The sequence below is a fragment of the Streptomyces sp. NPDC057654 genome (assembly GCF_042800135.1).
GTDB lineage: Bacteria > Actinomycetota > Actinomycetes > Streptomycetales > Streptomycetaceae > Streptomyces.
In genome coordinates this window covers 1-23,939 of the sequence record NZ_JBHVHQ010000013.1, presented here as the reverse complement: position 1 = coordinate 23,939, position 23,939 = coordinate 1, and the positions used below count along the sequence as shown (strand labels likewise).

Annotated in this window: 36 protein-coding genes; 33 read left to right on the top strand and 3 right to left on the bottom strand. The window is 67.1% G+C overall.

Annotated elements, in window-relative coordinates; all coding sequences use genetic code 11:
- Positions 1 to 93: 93 nt before the first annotated feature.
- Complete coding sequence (gene tuf / locus ACFU99_RS02575) at positions 94 to 1,287, top strand: elongation factor Tu (RefSeq protein ID WP_384384641.1); 1,194 nt, start codon at positions 94 to 96, stop codon at positions 1,285 to 1,287.
- A gap of 211 nt (positions 1,288 to 1,498) precedes the next feature.
- Here the strand turns inward: tuf and ACFU99_RS02570 are convergent, their stop codons facing one another.
- The 3 genes from ACFU99_RS02570 to ACFU99_RS02560 form a co-directional block, all read right to left on the bottom strand.
- Positions 1,499 to 3,532, bottom strand: coding sequence for a PIG-L family deacetylase (locus ACFU99_RS02570; protein ID WP_384384638.1), 2,034 nt, complete (start codon positions 3,530 to 3,532; stop codon positions 1,499 to 1,501).
- 351 nt (positions 3,533 to 3,883) lie between these two features.
- A complete protein-coding gene (locus ACFU99_RS02565) occupies positions 3,884 to 4,369 on the bottom strand; it encodes an ATP-binding protein (RefSeq protein ID WP_384384635.1) in 486 nt (161 codons plus the stop codon).
- Positions 4,370 to 4,549: 180 nt separating this feature from the next.
- Positions 4,550 to 5,416, bottom strand: a complete 867-nt coding sequence (locus ACFU99_RS02560; RefSeq protein WP_384384632.1) for a hypothetical protein — start codon at positions 5,414 to 5,416, stop codon at positions 4,550 to 4,552.
- Positions 5,417 to 5,936: 520 nt separating this feature from the next.
- Between ACFU99_RS02560 and rpsJ the strand changes: the two genes are divergently transcribed.
- The 32 genes from rpsJ to truA all read left to right on the top strand — a co-directional run bounded on the left by rpsJ (position 5,937) and on the right by truA (position 23,832).
- The gene (gene rpsJ, locus ACFU99_RS02555) at positions 5,937 to 6,245 is read left to right on the top strand and encodes a 30S ribosomal protein S10 (protein ID WP_014054162.1); all 309 of its coding nucleotides are present in this window, start codon (positions 5,937 to 5,939) and stop codon (positions 6,243 to 6,245) included.
- 13 nt (positions 6,246 to 6,258) lie between these two features.
- Positions 6,259 to 6,903, top strand: coding sequence for a 50S ribosomal protein L3 (gene rplC / locus ACFU99_RS02550; protein ID WP_363225596.1), 645 nt, complete (start codon positions 6,259 to 6,261; stop codon positions 6,901 to 6,903).
- 8 nt (positions 6,904 to 6,911) lie between these two features.
- Complete coding sequence (gene rplD, locus ACFU99_RS02545) at positions 6,912 to 7,586, top strand: 50S ribosomal protein L4 (protein ID WP_384384628.1); 675 nt, start codon at positions 6,912 to 6,914, stop codon at positions 7,584 to 7,586.
- Positions 7,586 to 7,915, top strand: coding sequence for a 50S ribosomal protein L23 (gene rplW / locus ACFU99_RS02540; protein ID WP_363134913.1), 330 nt, complete (start codon positions 7,586 to 7,588; stop codon positions 7,913 to 7,915). The genes rplD and rplW overlap by 1 nt, the downstream gene beginning before the upstream one ends.
- A gap of 39 nt (positions 7,916 to 7,954) precedes the next feature.
- Entirely contained in the window at positions 7,955 to 8,791 is an 837-nt protein-coding gene (gene rplB / locus ACFU99_RS02535) for a 50S ribosomal protein L2 (RefSeq protein WP_363134914.1), read from the top strand.
- 12 nt (positions 8,792 to 8,803) lie between these two features.
- Complete coding sequence (gene rpsS, locus ACFU99_RS02530) at positions 8,804 to 9,085, top strand: 30S ribosomal protein S19 (protein ID WP_363134915.1); 282 nt, start codon at positions 8,804 to 8,806, stop codon at positions 9,083 to 9,085.
- 41 nt (positions 9,086 to 9,126) lie between these two features.
- Positions 9,127 to 9,474: a 50S ribosomal protein L22 gene (gene rplV / locus ACFU99_RS02525; RefSeq protein ID WP_030619142.1), complete on the top strand. Its 348-nt coding sequence runs from the start codon at positions 9,127 to 9,129 to the stop codon at positions 9,472 to 9,474.
- Positions 9,474 to 10,316 carry a 30S ribosomal protein S3 gene (rpsC, locus tag ACFU99_RS02520; protein ID WP_030890746.1) on the top strand — a complete coding sequence of 281 codons (843 nt, stop codon included), beginning with the start codon at positions 9,474 to 9,476 and terminating at the stop codon, positions 10,314 to 10,316. Before rplV ends, rpsC begins: the two co-directional genes overlap by 1 nt.
- Positions 10,317 to 10,321: 5 nt before the next feature.
- Positions 10,322 to 10,741, top strand: a complete 420-nt coding sequence (rplP, locus tag ACFU99_RS02515; protein WP_030890744.1) for a 50S ribosomal protein L16 — start codon at positions 10,322 to 10,324, stop codon at positions 10,739 to 10,741.
- Positions 10,741 to 10,965 (top strand): 50S ribosomal protein L29, encoded by a 225-nt coding sequence (rpmC, locus tag ACFU99_RS02510; protein ID WP_030890741.1) that lies wholly within the window; start codon positions 10,741 to 10,743, stop codon positions 10,963 to 10,965. Before rplP ends, rpmC begins: the two co-directional genes overlap by 1 nt.
- A complete protein-coding gene (rpsQ, locus tag ACFU99_RS02505; RefSeq protein WP_363225594.1) occupies positions 10,965 to 11,246 on the top strand; it encodes a 30S ribosomal protein S17 in 282 nt (93 codons plus the stop codon). Before rpmC ends, rpsQ begins: the two co-directional genes overlap by 1 nt.
- Positions 11,247 to 11,347: 101 nt before the next feature.
- Positions 11,348 to 11,716 carry a 50S ribosomal protein L14 gene (gene rplN, locus ACFU99_RS02500; RefSeq protein ID WP_003992364.1) on the top strand — a complete coding sequence of 123 codons (369 nt, stop codon included), beginning with the start codon at positions 11,348 to 11,350 and terminating at the stop codon, positions 11,714 to 11,716.
- Between the two features lie 2 nt (positions 11,717 to 11,718).
- Positions 11,719 to 12,042 (top strand): 50S ribosomal protein L24, encoded by a 324-nt coding sequence (gene rplX, locus ACFU99_RS02495; protein ID WP_030890730.1) that lies wholly within the window; start codon positions 11,719 to 11,721, stop codon positions 12,040 to 12,042.
- Entirely contained in the window at positions 12,042 to 12,602 is a 561-nt protein-coding gene (gene rplE, locus ACFU99_RS02490; RefSeq protein ID WP_030890727.1) for a 50S ribosomal protein L5, read from the top strand. The genes rplX and rplE overlap by 1 nt, the downstream gene beginning before the upstream one ends.
- 2 nt (positions 12,603 to 12,604) lie before the next feature.
- The gene (locus ACFU99_RS02485) at positions 12,605 to 12,790 is read left to right on the top strand and encodes a type Z 30S ribosomal protein S14 (protein WP_030890724.1); all 186 of its coding nucleotides are present in this window, start codon (positions 12,605 to 12,607) and stop codon (positions 12,788 to 12,790) included.
- A gap of 235 nt (positions 12,791 to 13,025) precedes the next feature.
- A complete protein-coding gene (rpsH, locus tag ACFU99_RS02480; protein WP_384384620.1) occupies positions 13,026 to 13,424 on the top strand; it encodes a 30S ribosomal protein S8 in 399 nt (132 codons plus the stop codon).
- Between the two features lie 21 nt (positions 13,425 to 13,445).
- Positions 13,446 to 13,985 carry a 50S ribosomal protein L6 gene (rplF, locus tag ACFU99_RS02475; RefSeq protein WP_384384617.1) on the top strand — a complete coding sequence of 180 codons (540 nt, stop codon included), beginning with the start codon at positions 13,446 to 13,448 and terminating at the stop codon, positions 13,983 to 13,985.
- A 3-nt stretch (positions 13,986 to 13,988) separates the two neighbouring features.
- Entirely contained in the window at positions 13,989 to 14,372 is a 384-nt protein-coding gene (gene rplR / locus ACFU99_RS02470) for a 50S ribosomal protein L18 (protein WP_384384614.1), read from the top strand.
- A 46-nt stretch (positions 14,373 to 14,418) separates the two neighbouring features.
- A complete protein-coding gene (gene rpsE / locus ACFU99_RS02465; protein WP_363134920.1) occupies positions 14,419 to 15,021 on the top strand; it encodes a 30S ribosomal protein S5 in 603 nt (200 codons plus the stop codon).
- Positions 15,021 to 15,203 (top strand): 50S ribosomal protein L30, encoded by a 183-nt coding sequence (rpmD, locus tag ACFU99_RS02460; protein WP_057231310.1) that lies wholly within the window; start codon positions 15,021 to 15,023, stop codon positions 15,201 to 15,203. The genes rpsE and rpmD overlap by 1 nt, the downstream gene beginning before the upstream one ends.
- 1 nt (position 15,204) lies before the next feature.
- Entirely contained in the window at positions 15,205 to 15,660 is a 456-nt protein-coding gene (gene rplO / locus ACFU99_RS02455; protein WP_363134921.1) for a 50S ribosomal protein L15, read from the top strand.
- 203 nt (positions 15,661 to 15,863) lie between these two features.
- A complete protein-coding gene (secY, locus tag ACFU99_RS02450) occupies positions 15,864 to 17,177 on the top strand; it encodes a preprotein translocase subunit SecY (RefSeq protein WP_384384610.1) in 1,314 nt (437 codons plus the stop codon).
- On the top strand, positions 17,177 to 17,833 hold the full coding sequence (locus ACFU99_RS02445; protein ID WP_384384607.1) for an adenylate kinase: 657 nt from the start codon (positions 17,177 to 17,179) through the stop codon (positions 17,831 to 17,833). The genes secY and ACFU99_RS02445 overlap by 1 nt, the downstream gene beginning before the upstream one ends.
- A 247-nt stretch (positions 17,834 to 18,080) precedes the next feature.
- Positions 18,081 to 18,917, top strand: coding sequence for a type I methionyl aminopeptidase (gene map, locus ACFU99_RS02440; protein ID WP_384384604.1), 837 nt, complete (start codon positions 18,081 to 18,083; stop codon positions 18,915 to 18,917).
- 131 nt (positions 18,918 to 19,048) lie between these two features.
- Positions 19,049 to 19,270 carry a translation initiation factor IF-1 gene (infA, locus tag ACFU99_RS02435; RefSeq protein WP_003956442.1) on the top strand — a complete coding sequence of 74 codons (222 nt, stop codon included), beginning with the start codon at positions 19,049 to 19,051 and terminating at the stop codon, positions 19,268 to 19,270.
- Between the two features lie 62 nt (positions 19,271 to 19,332).
- On the top strand, positions 19,333 to 19,446 hold the full coding sequence (gene rpmJ, locus ACFU99_RS02430) for a 50S ribosomal protein L36 (RefSeq protein WP_003956441.1): 114 nt from the start codon (positions 19,333 to 19,335) through the stop codon (positions 19,444 to 19,446).
- Positions 19,447 to 19,632: 186 nt separating this feature from the next.
- Positions 19,633 to 20,013: a 30S ribosomal protein S13 gene (gene rpsM / locus ACFU99_RS02425; RefSeq protein WP_363134925.1), complete on the top strand. Its 381-nt coding sequence runs from the start codon at positions 19,633 to 19,635 to the stop codon at positions 20,011 to 20,013.
- Between the two features lie 63 nt (positions 20,014 to 20,076).
- Positions 20,077 to 20,481, top strand: coding sequence for a 30S ribosomal protein S11 (gene rpsK / locus ACFU99_RS02420; protein WP_003948617.1), 405 nt, complete (start codon positions 20,077 to 20,079; stop codon positions 20,479 to 20,481).
- 26 nt (positions 20,482 to 20,507) lie between these two features.
- Complete coding sequence (gene rpsD / locus ACFU99_RS02415) at positions 20,508 to 21,134, top strand: 30S ribosomal protein S4 (protein WP_384384600.1); 627 nt, start codon at positions 20,508 to 20,510, stop codon at positions 21,132 to 21,134.
- A 121-nt stretch (positions 21,135 to 21,255) separates the two neighbouring features.
- Entirely contained in the window at positions 21,256 to 22,278 is a 1,023-nt protein-coding gene (locus ACFU99_RS02410) for a DNA-directed RNA polymerase subunit alpha (protein WP_003956430.1), read from the top strand.
- A 107-nt stretch (positions 22,279 to 22,385) separates the two neighbouring features.
- Positions 22,386 to 22,886: a 50S ribosomal protein L17 gene (gene rplQ, locus ACFU99_RS02405; RefSeq protein ID WP_384384597.1), complete on the top strand. Its 501-nt coding sequence runs from the start codon at positions 22,386 to 22,388 to the stop codon at positions 22,884 to 22,886.
- Positions 22,887 to 22,980: 94 nt separating this feature from the next.
- A complete protein-coding gene (gene truA / locus ACFU99_RS02400) occupies positions 22,981 to 23,832 on the top strand; it encodes a tRNA pseudouridine(38-40) synthase TruA (protein ID WP_384384594.1) in 852 nt (283 codons plus the stop codon).
- The last annotated feature ends 107 nt before the right edge of the window (positions 23,833 to 23,939 follow it).

Below are 23,939 nucleotides of genomic sequence, written 5' to 3'. Positions count from 1 at the left end.
TGCCGCGGAAGCCCCGGCGGACGGCACCCCAGCAAAGATCACCTGGCGCCGATGAAGTAAGGCGTACCAGAACCACTCCACAGGAGGACCCCAGTGGCGAAGGCGAAGTTCGAGCGGACTAAGCCGCACGTCAACATCGGCACCATCGGTCACATCGACCACGGTAAGACGACGCTGACCGCGGCGATTACCAAGGTGCTGCACGACGCGTACCCGGACCTGAACGAGGCCTCGGCCTTCGACCAGATCGACAAGGCTCCTGAGGAGCGCCAGCGCGGTATCACGATCTCGATCGCGCACGTCGAGTACCAGACGGAGAACCGTCACTACGCGCACGTCGACTGCCCCGGTCACGCGGACTACATCAAGAACATGATCACGGGTGCGGCGCAGATGGACGGCGCCATCCTCGTGGTCGCCGCGACCGACGGCCCGATGCCGCAGACCAAGGAGCACGTGCTCCTGGCCCGCCAGGTCGGCGTGCCGTACATCGTCGTCGCCCTGAACAAGGCCGACATGGTGGACGACGAGGAGATCCTGGAGCTCGTCGAGCTTGAGGTCCGTGAGCTCCTCTCCGAGTACGAGTTCCCGGGCGACGAGCTTCCGGTCGTCAAGGTCTCCGCGCTGAAGGCGCTGGAGGGCGACAAGGAGTGGGGCCAGTCGGTCCTGAACCTGATGGAGGCCGTCGACAGCGCCATCCCGCAGCCCGAGCGTGACGTCGACAAGCCGTTCCTGATGCCGATCGAGGACGTCTTCACGATCACCGGTCGCGGTACGGTCGTCACCGGCCGTATCGAGCGCGGTATCCTCAAGGTCAACGAGACCGTCGACATCATCGGCATCAAGCAGGACAAGACCACGACCACGGTCACCGGCATCGAGATGTTCCGGAAGCTGCTGGACGAGGGTCAGGCCGGTGAGAACGTCGGTCTGCTGCTCCGCGGCATCAAGCGCGAGGACGTCGAGCGCGGCCAGGTCATCATCAAGCCCGGCTCGGTCACCCCGCACACGGAGTTCGAGGCGCAGGCGTACATCCTGTCGAAGGACGAGGGTGGCCGCCACACCCCGTTCTTCAACAACTACCGCCCGCAGTTCTACTTCCGTACCACGGACGTGACCGGCGTCGTGACCCTCCCCGAGGGCACCGAGATGGTCATGCCGGGCGACAACACCGCCATGTCCGTCCAGCTGATCCAGCCGGTCGCCATGGAGGAGGGCCTGAAGTTCGCCATCCGTGAGGGTGGCCGGACCGTGGGCGCCGGCCAGGTCACCAAGATCGTCAAGTGACGATCCGGCTGATCTGACCGCTCTTCGGAGCTGTACGCCAGAGGCCCTGTCCACTTCGGTGGGCAGGGCCTCTGGCTTTTCGCGTTCTCGCAGGTCCGGGAGCGTACGTACGTCCGTACCGCGGGTGGACCCGTACCGCGGGCGGGCAAGGCGAAGGCCCGTACGCGCCGGGAAGGGCGTACGGGCCTCGGGCGGCCTTACGGGCTACGGGTTACGCGTGGTCGTCGATCTTCGGGCGCCAGATCCACGGCACCGCCTCCGGGCCCATGCCCACGACGCACAGCTTCTGATCGGCGTCCGCCAGCAGCGAGACGGTGCCCACCGGCACGAACTTGGCGGGCGAGCGCAGCGGCGTGGCGCCGGGGGAGACGCCGTCCTGGAGCTGCACACCGCCGTTGGTGGCGCGGCCCAGCATCATGACGGAGTCCTTGCTGCCGCGCACGGCCAGCGTGTGCGCGCCGATCGGCCCGTAGCCGTCGAAGTGCTTGAGCTTGCTGCTCGTCATCGACTTCGCGTCGATGTCGGCCGCCGTCTGCTGGGCGTCGCCGCCCACCTCCGGCGGCGTGAAGGTGTGCACGACGGGCTGTACGGCGGCGGGGGTGCGGTAGACGACGGTGATCGACCCGTCCGGGGCGAGCGTGGCGCCGGGCTGGCCGCCGGGCTGCGGCAGGCCATCCAGCGGCTGGAAGTAGACGGCCTGGCCGGGGGCGTCCTGGGTCCAGTGGTGGACGGAGTCGCGGCCGGGGCCGAAGACGTGGACGCGCTTCTGCTTGTCCAGCATCACGGTCACGCCCTCCTGGATCTCGGCGCCGCCGATGTCCTTCCAGCCGCTCCAGTGGCCGTTCGGCTCGCGGACGCGGGTGGCGAGGCCCTTGTCGGCCGTACGGGCGAACAGGTGCACCCGGCCGTCGGGGGTGGCGATCGCGGTGGGGCAGCCGACGCGTCTCCCGCGCCAGGCCTTGCGTTCGGGGTTGCCGAGACCGGTCCAGGCCTTGAAGGGGCCGTCGGGGGAGCGCTGCTCCAGCACGACGATCTCGCGGGTGTTCGCGCGGCCCTCGCCTTCGAGGGCGGAGAAGCGCAGCGCGAAGATGAGCCGGCGGCCCTTGGAGTCCTTGACGGAGGACAGCGTGGGGGCGAGCGGGCCGCCGCCGAGGTTCTGCGGGGTGGCCCAGCGGCCGCTGCCGGGGCTGGTCTCGCGCCAGCGGACCGCCTGGGTGCCCAGCACGCTGTACGCCTCCAGGCGGCCGGCCTTGTCGGTGGACGCGGCGGGCAGGGCGCCGGGGTAGCGGTAGTGGGTGGAGCGGATCCACGCCTTGCGGTTGCGCATCGAGCGGTCGCCGCCCTGGCCGTAGTCGCCGCAGCCGCCGGGGTTGCCGCAGTCCCAGTGCGGGTCGCCGCCGTACGCGTTGACGAGCGTGCGCTTCTGCTCGACGACGTCCAGCGGGAGATTGTGCGGCCAGCGCTGGTTGTAGTAGCCGCGGAAGGACGTCGTGGTGAACGGCGGGGCCTTGTGGTCGCGCTTGGTGGCGTCGGCCACCCACTGCGACATGGCCTTCCAGGTGAAGAGCGCCGTCGGGGTGTGGTCCCGGTGGTCGGAGCACGAGCCGTAGTCGTTGTCCTTGGGGTGCGTGGCGTCGTGCACCTGGAACTCGGGGTCCGGGTCCATCGTGTGGATCACGGTCGGCTTGAAGCGGTCCATGATGCCGGCCAGCACGTCGACGAGGGTGTCGTGGGTGTACTTGCAGACCGTCTGGCACGGCGAGTCGGCGGCGGCCATCGACTGCATCACGGCGCCGGGCTTGTCCCACAGGGCCGGTATTCGCGTTTCGCCGGCGGAGAGCATCGCGATGTTGAGGAAGATCAACTGAGCGTGGAGTTTGCCGTGCGACAACACGTTGGCCTCGGCCTTGACGCCGCCGGGCAGGTCGATGACCGACTTCTGCCAGGGCGTGAACTTGTCCACGCCGAGCATGGTCGCGTACGCCTGGCGCAGGCCCTGGTGGCGCGAGGAGGAGTAGGCGGCCTTGTCCGGCTTGGACTTCGGCATGCCCTTGATCCAGTTCTTGCCTATCGCCTCGCCGGCCGTCACGTACACGGAGACGACCGGGACGCCGGAGCGGACGATGTGCTCGGCGTCCGGGTTCATGAAGTACAGGTCGTCGTCGGGGTGGGCCATGACCTGGAGCAGCAGCGACTTCTTGTCGCCCGTGAAAGACTCGGTGGCGTTCGGGTTGACGGCACGCACGGGCGAAGCGGAAGCCGACGACTTTCCGCTACCGCCGCCGCTGCATCCCGCCGCCGCGACCGCTGTGGCCGCGGCGAGCCCGGCCAGCGCGGACCGGCGTGATATGCCCGAGCGCTCTGAGATGTTCAACTCCGTGACTCCGTCCCTTTGTGCAGCACGCAAGCCCCGGCTGCCCCGTGCGTGATAAGGGACGGTGAGAGATTCGCGTAGGTTGCCCAAGACCGGGACAAAGCCGGTTACGAAATGGACAAGCACATATTCTCTCGTATCCCGGCGGGGCGGATTGACATAGCCGCCGGTCGGAGTACCGGCGGGGGTGGTTCCGGGGGCCCGGCGCACCGGCACGCACCGCTACCTCCGAGGTCCGGCGGGGGGCAGCTCGCGGACCCGGTACGGGGCCGGAAGGTCGAGCTCCGCCCAGACCCTCTTGCAGGGGGCCGGGCCCGGCTCCGTACCCCAGCGGTCGGCGTACGCCTGGACCAGGAGGAGGCCGCGGCCCGTCTCCTCGGCCTCCGGGGCCGCCGCGGGGGCGGCGGCGGCCGGGGCGCGGTCGCCGCGGGCGTCGGTGACTTCGATACGGAGAGTGCTCGCGGTCACCGTCATGCCGAGGCGGAAATCGCGGCCCGGCACGCGGCCGTGCGACACGGCGTTCGCGGCCAGCTCCGCGACGACCTGCTCCCCCGCCTCGAACGGCAGCCCCCACGAGCGGAGCTGCTCCGTCGCGAGCAATCGGGCCAGCCGGGCGCCGCGGCGGGTGGGGGACAGCTGGACGCGGAATCGACGGGTGGGGGGGACCGGGTGGGGGGCGCTGCGCTGAGCGACAGATTCGTGATTCACATCACTTAGCGTGTCCGCAGATGCGCATGCTGAAAAGTGATGACACCGGTACGTACCGGCGCCGGGTACAGCTCCGGCGCGAAACCTGCGGGTTCCGCGCCGGAGGGGTGGTGCCGGTGGCCCTTGCGGGCGGGGCTCAGAGCTCTACGAGGGCGTCCGTGAAGGAGAGGGGCACCGACGTCAGGCCTCGTCGTCTTCGAAGAGGTCCGCGGTCGATTCGGTGGTGTAGACGCGCGCCAGCCAGGTGATGAGTGTTTCGTGGTCGTGGCAGTCGGTGATGCGTTTCCGTGCTTCGTCGGAGACGTCGATGCCGCGCTGGTCGAGGAGGAACAGGACCGCCGTGGCCAGCCCCTCGGCCCGTAGATTCTGGGAGGTTACTGACCGGAAGAAAGAGAGGTCGGCCGCCATGAGGTCCCTCCAGGTCTGAGCTGCCGGGGCTTCGCCCAGGCCGAGTTCGGTGAGTTCGATGAAGATGCGAGCGGTTTTCTGGTCGGCTGTCTTCAGGGCCGAAGCGAGGGCTTTCAGTATGGCATCGGCATTCGGTTCGCGACCGTGAGTGATGGCTGAGAGCGTCGCCAGCGGGATGTCGCGGGCGGCGACGGAGACGTCGGTGATGACCGGGACGTTGTGCGGGCCCAGGACGAGCGGCCGGAGCGTGAGTGCGGGCCACTGGGCGGGGCCGATGGTGAAGGGGCCGGAGGCCCAGGCGGCGGTGGTCTTGTCCTGGCATACGACCAGGAGCACGGGCGGCGTGCCGTACTTGGACCACAGGTGGGCCAAGTAGTAAGCCCAGCTCGCCGGCTTGGCGGAGTCCCTTTTCCCCTGGGCCTCCACGAGCAGGAGGAACCCGTCGTCCTCCGCCGTGTCGAACCGCAGCAGGGTGTCCACCCGGCGTTCCAGCGGCTTGGTTTCCGTGAGATCCGTGGGCAGGAGCGACACCGCTACGGGGTCGCCGAAAGGGATGCCGAGCGCCCGGAAGGTACGGGAGAAGATCCCCGGGTCCTCCTGGAAGATCCGGTGCATCGCCTCATGGGATGAGCTGACCATGGGGCGGACGCTATGGGCCGTCCAGGTGAGTTATGCGCTTATTGGCAGTCTTTCACTCCATGTAGTGAGTTAGGGGACTGCGGGTGACTATTGGTGGGGTAGAGGGACGCGCCGGGGGAGCGCGCGCTTGCGGTGCGTAGGAGTGGGGTACGCTGCTCCGCTTCGATTGGCCAGCCTTGTGCCCCGTATGGCAGACTGTCGGGGTTGCTCGGTTGAGTGCCGATGCTGCGCGCCTCCCGCCGGGAGGACTGGAAGCGAGTCCCGCAGTACTCGTCACCCCGCTGCTCCGTCTCCGGAGGATCAGGGTGGAAGTACGGGAATCTTCCGGGAAGCGTCAGCGCGGTCCCGGCCAGGCACTCGGTGGGTGCTTTCCCCCACGAACCCCTTCGCAGGGAATTCCTCTTCTTGAGGGATTCAATCGGAAGGGGTGCGACACGCCCGACCGCGTGGGTCGGAGGGAAGGCGCGTACATACCAACCGAGTCCCAGAGCGTTACGAGAGACAGGACTACGAAGTAGCCATGGCGGGACAGAAGATCCGCATCCGGCTCAAGGCCTACGACCACGAGGTCATCGACTCCTCGGCGAAGAAGATCGTCGAGACGGTGACTCGGACTGGTGCGTCGGTCGCGGGCCCGGTGCCGCTGCCCACAGAGAAGAACGTGTACTGCGTCATCAAGTCGCCGCACAAGTACAAGGACGCGCGCGAGCACTTCGAGATGCGTACGCACAAGCGCCTCATCGACATCCTCGACCCCACGCCGAAGACGGTTGACTCGCTCATGCGCCTCGACCTGCCGGCGGGCGTCGACATCGAGATCAAGCTCTGAGGTGACGCGCGAGATGGCTAAGCAGATTAAGGGCGTCCTGGGCGAGAAGCTCGGCATGACCCAGGTCTGGGACGAGAACAACCGGGTCGTCCCGGTGACCGTCGTCAAGGCCGGGCCCTGCGTCGTGACCCAGGTCCGCAAGAACGATGTCGATGGCTACGAGTCGGTCCAGATCGCCTTCGGCGAGATCGACCCGCGCAAGGTGAACAAGCCCCTCAAGGGCCACTTCGCCAAGGCCGACGTGACCCCGCGCCGCCACCTGGTGGAGCTGCGGACCTCCGACGCCGCCGAGTACACGCTCGGCCAGGAGGTCACCGCCGCCGTGTTCGAGTCGGGCGTCAAGGTCGACGTCACCGGCAAGAGCAAGGGCAAGGGCTTCGCCGGTGTCATGAAGCGTCACAACTTCAAGGGCCTGGGCGCCGGTCACGGCACCCAGCGCAAGCACCGCTCGCCCGGCTCCATCGGTGGCTGCGCCACCCCGGGCCGCGTGTTCAAGGGCCTGCGCATGGCGGGCCGCATGGGCAACGAGCGGGTCACCACCCAGAACCTGACCGTTCACGCCGTTGACGCGGAGAAGGGCCTGCTCCTGATCAAGGGAGCGGTTCCTGGTCCGAATGGCGGCCTCGTCCTGGTCCGTACCGCGGCCAAGGGGGCCTGAGGTAACCGATGAGCACCATTGACATCCTTTCGCCGGCAGGCGACAAGGCCGGGACCGTCGAACTCCCCGAGGGGATCTTCGGCGCGCAGGTCAGCATTCCGCTGATCCACCAGGTTGTCGTCGCCCAGCTGGCCGCTGCCCGTCAGGGCACGCACAAGACCAAGACCCGTGGCGAGGTCCGCGGCGGCGGCAAGAAGCCGTACCGCCAGAAGGGCACCGGCCGCGCCCGTCAGGGCTCGACCCGCGCCCCGCAGTTCGCCGGCGGCGGCGTCGTGCACGGCCCCGTGCCGCGCGACTACTCGCAGCGGACGCCCAAGAAGATGAAGGCCGCCGCCCTGCGTGGCGCCCTCTCCGACCGGGCGCGCCACTCCCGTGTCCACGTCGTCACCGGCGTGGTCGAGGGCGAGGCCTCCACGAAGGCCGCGAAGACCCTGTTCGGCAAGATCAGCGAGCGCAAGAACCTGCTCCTGGTAGCCGACCGGTCCGACGAGGCCGCGTGGCTCTCCGCCCGCAACCTGCCCCAGGTCCACATCCTGGAGCCGGGCCAGCTGAACACGTACGACGTGCTCGTCTCCGACGACGTGGTCTTCACGCAGGCTGCCTTCGAGTCCTTCGTGGCCGGTCCGGCCGCGTCTGCCAAGGCTGTCGCTTCCGAGGCTGAGCTCGAAGGGAGCGAAGCCTGATGAGTGAGACCGCAGCGGTCATCACCAGCAAGACCTTCACGGACCCCCGTGACATCCTGGTCAAGCCGGTGGTCTCCGAGAAGAGCTACGCGCTGCTGGACGAGAACAAGTACACGTTCATCGTCGACCCGCGTGCCAACAAGACCCAGATCAAGCAGGCCGTCGAGGCGGTCTTCTCGGTCAAGGTCTCCGGGGTCAACACGATCAACCGGCAGGGCAAGCGCAAGCGCACCCGCACCGGTTTCGGCAAGCGCAAGGACACCAAGCGCGCCATCGTGACCCTCGTTGAGGGCGACCGAATCGACATCTTCGGCGGCCCGGTCTCCTAACGGAGTCCGAGTCGTCCGATATCGGACGAGGACTGAGAAATGGGTATCCGCAAGTACAAGCCGACGACCCCGGGCCGTCGTGGCTCCAGCGTCGCCGACTTTGTCGAGATCACGCGGTCCACGCCGGAGAAGTCGCTGGTCCGCCCCCTGCACAGCAAGGGCGGCCGTAACAACGCCGGTCGTGTGACCGTTCGCCACCAGGGCGGTGGCCACAAGCGCGCCTACCGCGTGATCGACTTCCGTCGTCACGACAAGGACGGCGTGCCGGCCAAGGTCGCGCACATCGAGTACGACCCGAACCGCACCGCGCGCATCGCGCTGCTCCACTACGTGGACGGCGAGAAGCGCTACATCCTCGCCCCGGCCAAGCTCTCGCAGGGCGACCGGGTCGAGAACGGCCCCGGCGCCGACATCAAGCCGGGCAACAACCTCCCGCTGCGCAACATCCCGGTGGGTACGGTCATCCACGCCATCGAGATGCGCCCCGGCGGCGGCGCGAAGATCGCTCGCTCCGCGGGCTCTTCGGTCCAGCTGCTGGCGAAGGAGGGCACCTACGCCCACCTGCGCATGCCCTCCGGCGAGGTCCGTCTGGTCGACATCCGCTGCCGCGCCACTGTGGGCGAGGTCGGCAACGCCGAGCAGTCGAACATCAACTGGGGCAAGGCCGGCCGTATGCGCTGGAAGGGCGTTCGCCCGACCGTCCGCGGTGTCGCCATGAACCCCGTTGACCACCCGCACGGTGGTGGTGAGGGCAAGACCTCCGGTGGTCGCCACCCGGTCTCGCCGTGGGGTCAGAAGGAGGGTCGTACTCGCTCGCCGAAGAAGGCCAGCAACAAGTACATCGTCCGCCGCCGCAAGACGAACAAGAAGCGCTAGGAGCGGGTTTAGATGCCGCGTAGTCTCAAGAAGGGGCCCTTCGTCGACGACCACCTGATCAAGAAGGTGGACGTTCAGAACGAGGCCGGTACCCACAACGTCATCAAGACCTGGTCCCGTCGCTCCATGATCGTGCCGGCCATGCTCGGCCACACGCTCGCGGTGCACAACGGCAAGACCCATGTTCCGGTGTTCGTCACCGAGTCCATGGTCGGCCACAAGCTCGGCGAGTTTGCGCCGACCCGCACCTTCCGCGGCCACGTCAAGGACGACCGCAAGTCGAAGCGCCGCTAAGGCGGGGTGCGAAGACTATGACTGACACCGAAGGGACAACCATGGAAGCCAGGGCCCAGGCGCGGTACATCCGCGTCACGCCCATGAAGGCCCGCCGCGTGGTGGACCTTATCCGTGGCATGGATGCCACGGAGGCTCAGGCGGTCCTGCGTTTCGCCCCGCAGGCCGCGAGCGTGCCGGTGGGCAAGGTGCTGGACAGCGCCATTGCCAACGCCGCGCACAACTACGACCACACCGACGCCGACAGCCTCGTGATTTCCGAGGCGTACGTCGACGAGGGCCCGACCCTGAAGCGGTTCCGTCCGCGTGCCCAGGGCCGCGCCTACCGGATCCGCAAGCGGACCAGCCACATCACCGTGGTCGTCAGCAGCAAGGAAGGAACCCGGTAATGGGCCAGAAGGTTAACCCGCACGGGTTCCGGCTCGGCATTACCACCGACTTCAAGTCGCGTTGGTACGCCGACAAGCTGTACAAGGACTACGTCAAGGAAGACGTCGCCATTCGTCGCATGATGACGAAGGGCATGGAGCGCGCCGGCATCTCCAAGGTCGAGATCGAGCGCACCCGTGACCGCGTCCGCGTCGACATCCACACCGCCCGGCCGGGCATCGTCATCGGCCGTCGCGGCGCGGAGGCCGACCGTATCCGCGGCGAGCTGGAGAAGCTGACCGGCAAGCAGGTTCAGCTGAACATCCTTGAGGTCAAGAACCCCGAGGTGGACGCTCAGCTGGTGGCCCAGGCCGTCGCCGAGCAGCTCTCCTCGCGTGTCTCCTTCCGTCGTGCCATGCGTAAGAGCATGCAGTCGACGATGAAGGCCGGCGCCAAGGGCATCAAGATCCAGTGCGGTGGCCGTCTCGGCGGCGCCGAGATGTCCCGCTCGGAGTTCTACCGCGAGGGCCGTGTGCCCCTGCACACGCTCCGCGCCAACGTGGACTACGGCTTCTTCGAGGCCAAGACGACCTTCGGCCGCATCGGCGTGAAGGTCTGGATCTACAAGGGCGACGTCAAGAACATCGCCGAGGTCCGCGCCGAGAACGCCGCGGCGCGTGCGGGCAACCGCCCGTCCCGCGGTGGCGCGGGCGGCAGCGACCGTCCGGCCCGTGGCGGTCGTGGCGGCGAGCGCGGCGGCCGCGGCCGCAAGCCGCAGCAGCAGTCGGCGCCCGCTGCCGAGGCCCCCAAGGCCGAGGCCGCTGCCGCTCCGGCCGCTGAGAGCACCGGAACGGAGGCCTGACCGACATGCTGATCCCTCGCAGGGTCAAGCACCGCAAGCAGCACCACCCGAAGCGTTCGGGCATGGCCAAGGGCGGCACCGAGATCGCGTTCGGTGAGTACGGCATCCAGGCGGTGACCCCGGCCTACGTGACGAACCGTCAGATCGAGGCCGCCCGTATCGCCATGACCCGCCACATTAAGCGTGGCGGCAAGGTCTGGATCAACATTTACCCGGACCGGCCGCTCACGAAGAAGCCTGCCGAGACCCGCATGGGTTCCGGTAAGGGTTCGCCGGAGTGGTGGATCGCGAACGTCAAGCCCGGTCGGGTGATGTTCGAGCTGTCCTACCCGAACGAGAAGGTCGCTAAGGAGGCGCTGACCCGCGCCGCCCACAAGCTTCCGATGAAGTGCCGCATCGTGCGGCGCGAGGCAGGTGAGTCGTGATGGCGGCCGGTACCAAGGCGACCGAGCTGCGTGAGCTGAACGACGAGGATCTCGTCGCGAAGCTCCGTGAGGCCAAGGAGGAGCTGTTCAACCTCCGCTTCCAGGCGGCGACCGGACAGCTCGAAAACCACGGCCGGCTGAAGGCCGTCCGCAAGGACATCGCCCGGATCTACACCCTGATGCGTGAGCGCGAGCTCGGCATCGAGACGGTGGAGAGCGCCTGATGAGCGAGATGAATGTGACTGAGACGAACGAGCGCGGCTTCCGCAAGACCCGTGAGGGCCTCGTGGTGAGCGACAAGATGGACAAGACCGTCGTCGTCGCCGTCGAGGACCGCGTCAAGCACGCGCTGTACGGCAAGGTCATGCGCCGTACGAACAAGCTCAAGGCGCACGACGAGCAGAACGCCGCCGGTGTCGGCGACCGCGTCCTCCTCATGGAGACCCGGCCGCTGTCCGCCACGAAGCGCTGGCGGATCGTCGAGATCCTCGAAAAGGCCAAGTAATTCCGGAGGGGTTTCCCTCAGGAGAGTTCCGCCAGGCTCGGTGAGGTCCGTGACGCGTTCACGGACCTCGCCGGGAACCGGCAGACGATCAGGAGATAGACGTGATCCAGCAGGAGTCGCGACTTCGGGTCGCCGACAACACTGGTGCCAAGGAAATCCTTTGCATCCGTGTTCTCGGTGGCTCGGGTCGCCGCTACGCGGGCATCGGTGACGTCATCGTCGCCACCGTCAAGGATGCGATCCCCGGTGGCAACGTGAAGAAGGGTGACGTCATCAAGGCGGTCATCGTGCGCACCGTCAAGGAGCGCCGCCGTCCCGATGGCTCGTACATCCGCTTCGACGAGAACGCCGCCGTCATTCTGAAGAACGACGGTGACCCTCGCGGCACCCGCATCTTCGGCCCGGTCGGCCGTGAGCTGCGCGAGAAGAAGTTCATGAAGATCATCTCGCTCGCGCCGGAGGTGCTGTAACCATGAAGGTCAAGAAGGGCGACCTGGTTCAGGTCATCACCGGTAAGGACAAGGGCAAGCAGGGCAAGGTCATCGTGGCCTACCCCGCCGACGACCGCGTCCTCGTCGAGGGTGTCAACCGGGTCAAGAAGCACACCAAGGCCGGCCAGACGGCTCGTGGTTCGAAGACCGGCGGCATTGTCACGACCGAGGCCCCCATCCACGTGAGCAATGTTCAGCTCGTCGTGGAGAAGGACGGCAAGAAGGTCGTCACCCGCGTCGGATACCGCTTCGACGACGAGGGCAACAAGATCCGCGTTGCCAAGCGGACGGGTGAGGACATCTGATGACTGCCACCACCAACGCGCCGCGTCTCAAGACGCGCTACCGCGAAGAGATCGTGGGCAAGCTGCGTGAGCAGTTCTCGTACGAGAACGTCATGCAGGTCCCCGGTCTGACCAAGATCGTGGTCAACATGGGTGTGGGCGACGCCGCCCGCGACTCCAAGCTGATCGACGGCGCGATTCGCGACCTCACCACGATCACCGGCCAGAAGCCGGCCGTGACCAAGGCCCGCAAGTCGATCGCGCAGTTCAAGCTGCGCGAGGGGCAGCCCATCGGCTGCCACGTCACCCTCCGCGGTGACCGCATGTGGGAGTTCCTGGACCGTACGCTGTCGCTCGCGCTGCCGCGCATCCGCGACTTCCGTGGTCTGTCCCCGAAGCAGTTCGACGGCCGGGGCAACTACACCTTCGGTCTCACGGAGCAGGTCATGTTCCACGAGATCGACCAGGACAAGATCGACCGGGTCCGGGGTATGGACATCACCGTGGTCACCACGGCGACCAACGACGACGAGGGCCGGGCCCTGCTTCGTCACCTCGGCTTCCCGTTCAAGGAGAACTGACCGTGGCGAAGAAGGCACTGATCGCTAAGGCCGCCCGCAAGCCGAAGTTCGCTGTGCGCGCGTACAACCGCTGCCAGCGCTGCGGCCGGCCGCACTCCGTCTACCGCAAGTTCGGCCTGTGCCGTGTGTGCCTCCGTGAGATGGCTCACCGCGGCGAGCTGCCGGGCGTGACCAAGAGCTCCTGGTAATTCCCGACTTGGGAATCCAGGGCTCTCGGTAAGCATCCTGGACGGCGGGCCCCTCCCGAATACTCGCGTAGAGTTGAAGGGTTGGGCGCCCGCCGCCCATGACCGCACGCGGGCCCAGCCCGCTTAAAGTCGCTTACTACGCCGTAGGTCCCCGCACCGCACCCGTCCCGGCCTTGACCGGGGAGAGGGATGGCGCAGACAGGAAACCGCGGCGAGAGAGGCCGAAGGCCAATTCATGACCATGACTGATCCGATCGCAGACATGCTGACCCGTCTGCGTAACGCGAACTCGGCGTACCACGACGAGGTCGCCATGCCGCACAGCAAGATCAAGTCGCACATCGCGGAGATCCTCCAGCAGGAGGGCTACATCACCGGCTGGAAGGTCGAGGACGCCGAGGTCGGCAAGAGCCTCACCCTTGAGCTGAAGTTCGGCCCGAACCGCGAGCGCTCGATCGCCGGCATCAAGCGCATCTCCAAGCCGGGCCTGCGGGTCTACGCAAAGTCCACCAACCTGCCGAAGGTGCTCGGCGGCCTGGGCGTGGCGATCATCTCCACGTCCCACGGTCTCCTCACCGGTCAGCAGGCCAGCAAGAAGGGCGTGGGTGGGGAAGTCCTCGCCTACGTCTGGTAATCGGGAACGGAGGAATAGCCAATGTCGCGAATTGGACGGCTGCCCATCCAGGTTCCCGCTGGTGTGGACGTCACCGTCGATGGCCGCACGGTTCAGGTGAAGGGCCCCAAGGGCTCCCTCTCCCACACCGTCGCCGCGCCCATCGAGGTCGCCAAGGGTGAGGACGGCGTGCTCAGCGTCACCCGCCCGAACGACGAGCGTCAGAACAAGGCCCTGCACGGCCTGTCCCGCACGCTGGTGGCGAACATGATCACCGGCGTGACCACGGGCTACAGCAAGGCTCTTGAGATCAGCGGTGTCGGCTACCGCGTCCAGGCGAAGGGCTCCAACCTGGAGTTCTCGCTGGGCTACAGCCACCCCATCCTCGTTGAGGCCCCTGAGGGCATCTCCTTCAAGGTCGAGTCCCCGACCAAGCTCAGCGTCGAGGGCATCGACAAGCAGAAGGTCGGCGAGGTCGCCGCCAACATCCGCAAGCTTCGCAAGCCCGACCCCTACAAGGCCAAGGGCGTGAAGTACGCGGGTGAGGTCATCCGCCGCAAGGTCGGAAAGGCTGGTAAGTAAGCCATGGCATACGGTGTGAAGATCGCGAAGGGTAACGCCCGCAAGGGTGCCGCCCTCAAGCGGCGCCACATCCGCGTACGCAAGCGGATTTCCGGCACGCCGGAGCGCCCGCGCCTCGTCGTGACGCGTTCCAACCGTCACATGGTGGCGCAGGTCATCGACGACATCGCGGGCCACACGCTCGCGTCGGCGTCGACCCTGGACGTCTCCATCCGTGGCGGCGAGGCCGACAAGAGCGCCCAGGCCCAGCAGGTCGGCGCCCTGGTCGCCGAGCGTGCCAAGGCCGCCGGCGTCGAGGCCGTCGTGTTCGACCGCGGTGGCAACCAGTACGCCGGGCGCATTGCCGCTCTGGCGGACGCCGCCCGCGAAGCCGGGCTGAAGTTCTAAGCCCCGGTTCCGGAGCTAGCGGACGTAACAGAGAGAGGTAATTCCAATGGCTGGACCCCAGCGCCGCGGGAGCGGTGCCGGTGGCGGCGAGCGGCGGGACCGGAAGGGTCGCGACGGTGGCGCTGCCGCCGAGAAGACCGCATACGTTGAGCGCGTTGTCGCGATCAACCGTGTCGCCAAGGTTGTCAAGGGTGGTCGCCGCTTCAGCTTCACCGCGCTGGTCGTGGTGGGCGACGGTGACGGCACCGTAGGTGTCGGATACGGCAAGGCCAAGGAAGTTCCCGCGGCCATCGCCAAGGGCGTGGAAGAGGCCAAGAAGAACTTCTTCAAGGTCCCGCGTATCCAGGGCACCATTCCGCACCCCATCCAGGGCGAGAAGGCCGCGGGCGTCGTCCTGCTCAAGCCTGCTTCCCCCGGTACCGGTGTGATCGCCGGTGGCCCGGTGCGCGCCGTGCTGGAGTGCGCGGGCATCCACGACGTGCTGAGCAAGTCGCTCGGCTCGTCGAACCCGATCAACATCGTGCACGCCACGGTGACCGCGCTCCGTGGGCTTCAGCGCCCCGAGGAGATCGCGGCCCGTCGTGGCCTGCCGCTGGAGGACGTCGCTCCCGCCGCTCTGCTGCGGGCGCGTGCCGGGGTGGGTGCGTAATGGCCCGCCTCAAGGTCACGCAGACCAAGTCCTACATCGGCAGCAAGCAGAACCACCGCGACACCCTGCGCTCGCTCGGGCTCAAGCGCCTGAACGACACGGTTGTCAAGGAGGACCGCCCCGAGATCCGCGGCATGGTGCAGACCGTGCGGCACCTCGTGACGGTCGAGGAGGTCGACTGACATGGGTGAGCAGAACCCGCTGAAGGTCCACAACCTCCGTCCTGCCCCGGGCGCCAAGACCGCCAAGACCCGTGTGGGTCGTGGTGAGGCGTCCAAGGGTAAGACCGCGGGTCGTGGTACCAAGGGCACGAAGGCCCGTTACCAGGTTCCGGAGCGCTTCGAGGGCGGGCAGATGCCCCTCCACATGCGCCTCCCGAAGCTGAAGGGCTTCAAGAACCCCGCCCACAAGCAGTTCCAGGTCGTGAACCTGGAGAAGCTGGCCGCGCTCTACCCGCAGGGTGGCGAGGTCACGGTGGCCGACCTGGTCGCCAAGGGCGCGGTGCGCAAGAACGAGCTCGTCAAGGTGCTCGGCGCCGGTGAGCTCTCCGTGGCGCTTCAGGTGACGGTCGACGCCGTCTCCGGCTCCGCCAAGGAGAAGATCGCCGCCGCCGGTGGCACCGTCACCGAGCTCATCTGAGCTCGTTGATCCCATCAACCGGGGATGTCCCAAAAGGGGCATCCCCGGTTGGTCGTTCCAAGGGGGGCATGGTCGCCGGTAAGGTGGCGTGCACTGTTGGCTTCCGTGCGGCCTGTTCGCGCGGATTTTGACTGATACGTATCCCCGTCGATCCTCAAGACCGTCACCTCTCGCGCAGTCGCGTGAGGGGCGCAGGAGGCACCGTGCTCACCGCGTTCGCCCGGGCGTTCAAGACGCCCGACCTGCGCAAGAAGCTGCTGTTCACGCTGGGCATCATGGTGATCTTCCGGCTCGGGGCGCATATCCCGATTCCCGGGGTCAACTACCAGAACGTCCAGCTGTGCATGGACCAGTCCAAGAATGCGCAGGGCCTGTTCGGCCTCGTGAACATGTTCAGCGGTGGCGCGCTGCTGCAGATCACCATCTTCGCGCTCGGGATCATGCCGTACATCACGGCGAGCATCATCCTCCAACTGCTGACCGTAGTGATTCCGCGCCTGGAGGCCCTCAAGAAGGAGGGCCAGTCGGGGCAGGGCAAGATCACCCAGTACACCCGCTATCTGACCGTGGCCCTCGCGGTGCTCCAGGGCGCCGGCCTGGTCACCACCGCCCGTACGGGCGCGCTCTTCGGCAACTGCACCGTCGGGAACCAGATCGTCCCGAACCACTCGATCTTCACCACGATCACGATGGTCGTCACGATGACCGCGGGCACCGCCTGCGTGATGTGGCTCGGTGAGCTCATCACCGACCGCGGCATCGGCAACGGCATGTCCATCCTGATGTTCACCTCCATCGCCGCCGGCTTCCCCAGCGGCCTGTGGGGCATCAAGATGCAGGGCAAGCTGCTCGGCGGCTGGCTGGAGTTCGGCCTGGTGATCCTCTGCGGCCTGGCGATGGTCGCGCTGGTGGTCTTCGTGGAACAGGCGCAGCGTCGCATCCCTGTTCAGTACGCGAAGCGCATGATCGGCCGCCGCTCGTACGGCGGCACCTCGACGTACATCCCGCTCAAGGTGAACCAGGCCGGTGTCATCCCGGTCATCTTCGCCTCGTCGCTGCTCTACATTCCCGCACTGATCGTCCAGTTCACCGGCTCGAAGGCCGGCTGGGCCGTGTGGATCCAGCAGAACCTGGTCAAGGGCGACCACCCCGTCTACATCGTCACGTACTTCCTGCTGATCGTTTTCTTCGCCTTCTTCTACGTCGCAATCTCCTTCAACCCCGAAGAAGTCGCCGACAACATGAAGAAGTATGGTGGCTTCATCCCGGGCATCCGGGCTGGTCGTCCCACTGCGGAGTACCTGAGCTACGTGCTGAACCGCATCACGTGGCCCGGCTCTCTCTACCTCGGTCTGATCGCTCTGGTGCCCACCGTCGCTCTGGTGACGCTCAATGCGAACCAGAACTTCCCGTTCGGCGGGACGAGCATCCTGATCATCGTGGGTGTCGGCCTGGAGACCGTGAAGCAGATCGAGAGCCAGCTTCAGCAGCGCAACTACGAAGGGTTCCTCCGCTGATGCGAATCGTCCTCGTCGGGCCTCCTGGAGCCGGGAAGGGTACGCAAGCCGCGTACCTGGCCAAGAACCTCGCGATCCCGCACATCTCCACGGGCGACCTCTTCCGCGCCAACATGAGCCAGGGCACTCCGCTGGGCGAGCAGGCCAAGGAGTTCATGAACGCCGGGCACCTGGTGCCGGACTCGGTCACCATCGGGATGGCGGAGGACCGGATGCGGCAGGAGGACGCCGAGGGCGGCTTCCTGCTGGACGGGTTCCCGCGCAACCTGGCGCAGGCCGAGGCGCTCGACGCGTTCCTCAAGGCCGACGGGCTGGGGCTGGACGCGGTCCTGGACCTGGAGGTCCCCGAGGACGAGGTCGTCAAGCGGATCGCCGGGCGGCGTACCTGCCGTACGGACAGCAGCCACACCTTCCACGTGATCTACAGCCCGCCGAAGCAGGAGGGCGTGTGCGACAAGTGCGGGGGCGAGCTGTACCAGCGCGAGGACGACAGTGAGGACACGGTCCGCAAGCGCCTGGAGGTCTACCACAGTGAGACCGAGCCGATCGTCGACCACTACAAGGCGCAGGGGCTTGTGGTGACGATTTCGGCGCTCGGGAAGGTGGCTGAGGTCACTGGGCGGGCCATGGAGGCCATTGCGGCGCAGGCCGCGTAGCTGCGCCCTTTCGTTTGGCTTTTCGGGGCTCCGCCCCGGGCCCCGGTCCTCAAGCGCCGGACGGGCTGGTTGTGGCTCGGCTCGGGGTGTCCTCAAGCGCCGGACGGGCTGGATTTGGCTCGGCTCGGGGGGTCCTCAAGCGTCGGACGGGCTGGGTTGTGGGTTGTTTACGGCCGCGGTGCCCTCTTGGGTGGCGCGGCCGTAGTGTTGTGTTGTACGTGGAAGCTATAGGAAGGCGTTGGCCGGGATGGTGGAGATCAAGACCCCGGAACAGATCGCGAAGATGCGCGAGGCGGGGCTGGTCGTCGCGGCGGTGCACGCGGCCACGCGGGCGGCGGCCGTGCCGGGCGCCACCACCAAGGACCTGGACGACGCCTCGCGCAAGGTGCTCGCCGAGCACGGCGCGAAGTCGAATTTTCTGGGGTACGGCGGTTTCCCGGCCACCATTTGCACGTCCGTCAACGATGTCGTGGTGCATGGCATCCCGGACACCGACACGGTGCTGAAGGACGGGGACGTCATCTCCATCGACGCGGGCGCGATCGTGGACGGCTGGCACGGTGACGCCGCCTTCACCGCGTTCGTCGGCGAGGGGCACGCGCCGGAGCTGCGCGAGCTGAGCCGGGTCACGGAGGAGTCGATGTGGGCGGGCATCGCGGCCGTCCGCAAGGGCAACCGGCTCGTCGACGTCTCGCGGGCCATCGAGGGCTACATCCGCCGCCAGCCGCGGCCGGCCTCCGGCAAGTACGGGATCATCGAGGACTACGGCGGGCACGGCATCGGCTCCGAGATGCACATGGACCCGCATCTGCTGAACTACGTCTCGCGCAAGCGGGGCAAGGGGCCGAAGCTCGTGCCGGGGTTCTGCCTGGCGATCGAGCCGATGGTCAGCCTGGGGACCGCCCGTACGCACGTACTGGCCGACGACTGGACGGTCAAGACGGACGACGGCACCTGGTCCTCGCACTGGGAGCACTCGGTGGCGCTGACCGAGGAGGGCCCGCTGGTCCTCACCGCGGTCGACGGCGGCAAGGCCAAGCTCGCCGAGTACGGCATCGAGACGGCCCCGGACCCCCTGGCTTAAGGATCTTCGCGACTGGGCAATAATCCCGGATTCGTCTTTCCGGGTGCCCTGACGTAGACTGACACGTCGGCTCTCGCTTGCCTTCGCGCACGCCGCGAGCCGATCAAGGTAGCCGATTCGAAAGGCGAAGCGTGGCCAAGAAGCAAGGTGCCATCGAGATCGAGGGCACCGTGATCGAGTCTCTGCCGAACGCGATGTTCAAGGTAGAGCTCCAGAACGGTCACAAGGTCCTCGCGCACATCAGCGGCAAGATGCGGATGCACTACATCCGTATCCTCCCGGATGACCGGGTCGTGGTGGAGCTTTCCCCGTACGACCTGACGCGTGGCCGGATCGTCTACCGATACAAGTAGATCTTGCTCGCGTCCCGTTTCACCGCGGGGCGTCGGCACTGACCCGGAGAACCTGACATCCCATGAAGGTCAAGCCGAGCGTCAAGAAGATCTGCGACAAGTGCAAGGTGATCCGCCGTCACGGCCGGGTCATGGTCATCTGCGACAACCTGCGCCACAAGCAGCGCCAGGGCTGACGCACGACCACCCGCACTTCGCAGTACTTCGCGCGACGCACAGCGAAACGTACATACGCAGACACCCGACCCCTCGCCGCACGGCCGCGAGGGGACGACACCCCCGGCGGAGGCCGGGGACCCGGCTCGTAACTCTTACGGGAACGGTGCTGCGGAAGACCTCCGAACCTCACAGGAGCCACATCAATGGCACGCCTCGCAGGCGTTGACCTCCCGCGTGAAAAGCGCGTGGAGGTCGCCCTCACCTACGTCTTCGGCATTGGTCGCACCCGTGCCAAGGAGACCCTGGAGAACACCGGTGTGAACCCCGACACCCGCGTTCGCGACCTGGCCGAAGAGGACCTGGTCAAGATCCGCGAGTACGTGGACGCCAACCTCAAGACCGAGGGTGACCTCCGTCGCGAGATCCAGGCCGACATCCGCCGCAAGGTCGAGATCGGCTGCTACCAGGGTCTGCGTCACCGCCGTGGCCTGCCCGTCCACGGTCAGCGCACCAGCACCAACGCCCGCACCCGCAAGGGCCCGCGTCGCGCGATCGCCGGCAAGAAGAAGCCGGGCAAGAAGTAGTCCTCAGCGGACGCCCACCAGCGGTCTTCGCTGTAGGACCGACCACCTCCACGGGAGTAATACATGCCTCCGAAGGGCCGACAGGGCGCAGCCAAGAAGGTGCGCCGCAAGGAAAAGAAGAACGTCGCTCACGGGCACGCCCACATCAAGAGCACGTTCAACAACACGATCGTCTCGATCACCGACCCCACGGGCAACGTGATCTCCTGGGCCTCCGCCGGCCACGTCGGCTTCAAGGGCTCGCGCAAGTCGACTCCGTTCGCCGCGCAGATGGCCGCCGAGTCGGCCGCCCGCCGCGCGCAGGAGCACGGCATGCGCAAGGTCGACGTGTTCGTCAAGGGTCCCGGCTCCGGCCGTGAGACCGCGATCCGCTCGCTCCAGGCCACCGGCCTGGAGGTGGGTTCGATCCAGGACGTCACTCCGACTCCGCACAACGGCTGCCGCCCGCCGAAGCGCCGCCGCGTCTGACCAGCTGAAGTAGGAGATAACACAATATGGCGCGTTACACCGGGGCCGACTGCAAGCGTTGCCGTCGGGAGAAGCAGAAGCTCTTCCTCAAGGGGAGCAAGTGCGAGAGCGCGAAGTGCCCGATCGAGATCCGTCCTTACCCCCCGGGTGAGCACGGTCGCGGGCGCACCAAGGACAGCGAGTACCTGCTCCAGCTTCGTGAGAAGCAGAAGTGCAGCCGTATCTACGGTGTCCTTGAGAAGCAGTTCGTGAACTACTACAAGGAAGCGAACCAGAAGACCGGCAAGACCGGTGAGAACCTTCTGCGCATCCTTGAGACCCGCCTCGACAACGTGGTCTACCGGGCAGGCTTCGCCAAGTCCCGCGACCACGCCCGTCAGCTGGTGCGTCACGGACACATCGTTGTCAACGGCCGCAAGACCGACATCCCGTCGGCCCGCGTGGCCGTCAACGACATCATCGAGGTCCGCGAGTCCTCGCGCGAGATGACCCCCTTCGTGGTCGCCCGCGCCGAGGCCGGCGAGAAGACCGTGCCCGCGTGGCTGGAGTCGAACCCGTCGAACCTGCGGATCCTGGTGCACTCCCTGCCCGAGCGCCCGGTCATCGACACCCAGGTGCAGGAGCAGCTGATCGTCGAGCTCTACTCCAAGTAGGCACAGCTCACGGTCGCGGGCGGTGCGACCCCGATTTCTGGTCATCGGGGCCGTACCGCCCGTACCCTTGTATTGCAGCGGGCGTCAAATAGCGGGCGTCCACGAATGAAGGAACACACACATGCTTATCGCTCAGCGTCCGTCGCTGACCGAAGAGGTCGTCGACGAATACCGCTCGCGGTTCGTGATCGAGCCGCTGGAGCCGGGCTTCGGTTACACCCTCGGCAACTCCCTCCGTCGGACTCTTCTGTCCTCGATTCCCGGTGCCGCTGTCACCAGCATTCGGATCGACGGCGTTCTGCACGAGTTCACCACCGTGCCGGGTGTCAAGGAAGACGTCACCGACCTCATCCTCAACATCAAGCAGCTCGTCGTCAGCAGCGAGCACGACGAGCCCGTCGTGATGTACCTGCGCAAGCAGGGCCCGGGCCTCGTCACCGCCGCCGACATCGCGCCCCCGGCCGGCGTCGAGGTCCACAACCCCGACCTCGTCCTCGCCACGCTCAACGGCAAGGGCAAGCTGGAGATGGAGCTGACCGTCGAGCGCGGTCGCGGCTACGTCTCCGCCGTCCAGAACAAGCAGGTCGGCCAGGAGATCGGCCGTATCCCGGTCGACTCCATCTACTCGCCCGTGCTCAAGGTCACGTACAAGGTCGAGGCGACCCGTGTCGAGCAGCGCACCGACTTCGACAAGCTGATCGTCGACGTCGAGACCAAGCAGGCCATGCGGCCGCGCGACGCCATGGCGTCAGCCGGTAAGACGCTGGTCGAGCTGTTCGGTCTGGCGCGCGAGCTCAACATCGACGCCGAGGGCATCGACATGGGCCCGTCCCCGACGGACGCCGCCCTCGCCGCCGATCTGGCGCTGCCGATCGAGGAGCTGGAGCTCACGGTCCGCTCGTACAACTGCCTCAAGCGTGAGGGCATCCACTCGGTGGGCGAGCTCGTCGCCCGCTCCGAGGCCGACCTCCTCGACATTCGCAACTTCGGTGCGAAGTCCATCGACGAGGTCAAGGCGAAGCTGGCCGGCATGGGCCTCGCGCTCAAGGACTCGCCTCCCGGGTTCGACCCGACCGCCGCCGCCGACGCCTTTGGCGCCGACGACGACGCGGATGCCGGGTTCGTGGAGACCGAGCAGTACTGAGCCGCGGGCTGGTACGCGCACCACTGAATGCTTCCGGCGGGCAGCCGCTCGTCGGGAACTGACATCGGTACCTGATACGGCCGGTGCAGAAATGAAGGAGAAAGACCATGCCGAAGCCCGCCAAGGGCGCCCGTCTGGGCGGCAGCGCCGCGCACGAGCGTCACCTGCTCGCGAACCTCGCGAAGTCGCTGTTCGAGCACGGCCGCATCACCACCACCGAGGCCAAGGCGCGCCGGCTCCGTCCGGTCGCCGAGCGTCTGGTGACCAAGGCGAAGAAGGGCGACATCCACAACCGTCGCCAGGTTCTTCAGACGATCACCGACAAGAGCATCGTCCACACGCTCTTCACGGAGATCGCGCCGCGCTACGAGAACCGCCCCGGCGGTTACACGCGCATCACCAAGATCGGCAACCGTCGTGGCGACAACGCCCCGATGGCCGTCATCGAGCTCGTCGAGGCCCTGACCGTGCAGCAGTCCGCTGTCGGTGAGGCCGAGGCCGCCACGAAGCGTTCCGCCAAGGACGCCGATGCGGCCAAGGCCGCTGAGGCCGCCGAGGGTGAGAAGGCTGTCGAGGACGCTCCGGTCGAGGAGTCGAAGGACGCCTGACGTTCGTCGAGCGTGCTACGGACGGGTCCGTATTCCCTTGGAAGAGGGGGTGCGGGCCCGTCCGCTTTGGTAGGCAGGTTGAGAGGATCTTGTGGTGAGCGACGAGGTGGCACCCGGCTTCGTGCGGGTTCGGCTGGATCTTTCCTATGACGGGAAGGACTTCTCCGGCTGGGCCCGACAGCGTGAACAGCGCACCGTACAGGGCGAGTTGGAGTCCGCGCTGCGGACCGTGCTGCGGCTCGCCGAGCCCGTGGAGCTGACGGTCGCCGGGCGTACGGACTCCGGGGTGCACGCGCGCGGGCAGGTCGCGCATGTGGATCTGCCGGCGGCGGTGTGGGCCGAGCACTCGGAGAAGCTGTTGCGGCGGCTTGCCGGGCGGCTGCCGCATGATGTGCGGGTGTGGCGGGCGGGTGAGGCGCCGGCCGCTTTCAACGCTCGGTTCTCCGCGATCTGGCGGCGGTACGCGTACCGGGTCACCGATCATGTGGGCGGCGTCGATCCGCTGCTGCGCGGCCATGTGCTGTGGCACGACTGGCCGCTCGACGTCGAGGCGATGAACGAGGCGTCCGCCGCGCTGCTCGGCGAGCATGATTTCGCCGCTTACTGCAAGCGGCGTGAAGGGGCCACCACCATTCGTACGCTTCAGTGGCTTCGCTGGGAGCGGGGGGCGGATGGGGTGGTTACGGGGAGTGTGCGGGCTGATGCTTTTTGTCACAACATGGTGCGGTCCTTGGTAGGGGCGTTGCTGTTTGTGGGTGATGGGCACCGGGGCGTCGAGTGGCCGGGGAAGGTGCTGGCCGCCGGGGTGCGGGACTCCGCTGTGCATGTCGTCCGGCCGCATGGGCTGACTCTGGAAGAGGTCGGGTATCCGGCCGACGAGGAGCTTGCCGCTCGTAATCTTGCCGCCCGTAACAAGCGGACCTTGCCGGGGGCCGGCTGCTGCTGAGTGGGTGGTGCGGGGCCGGGCTCTCCGGGGCGGGGGTCCGGGACCGTATATTTACGGGCCGCTCACCCGGAATTTCGACGGGACCCGGCACTTCGGCCCACAAATAC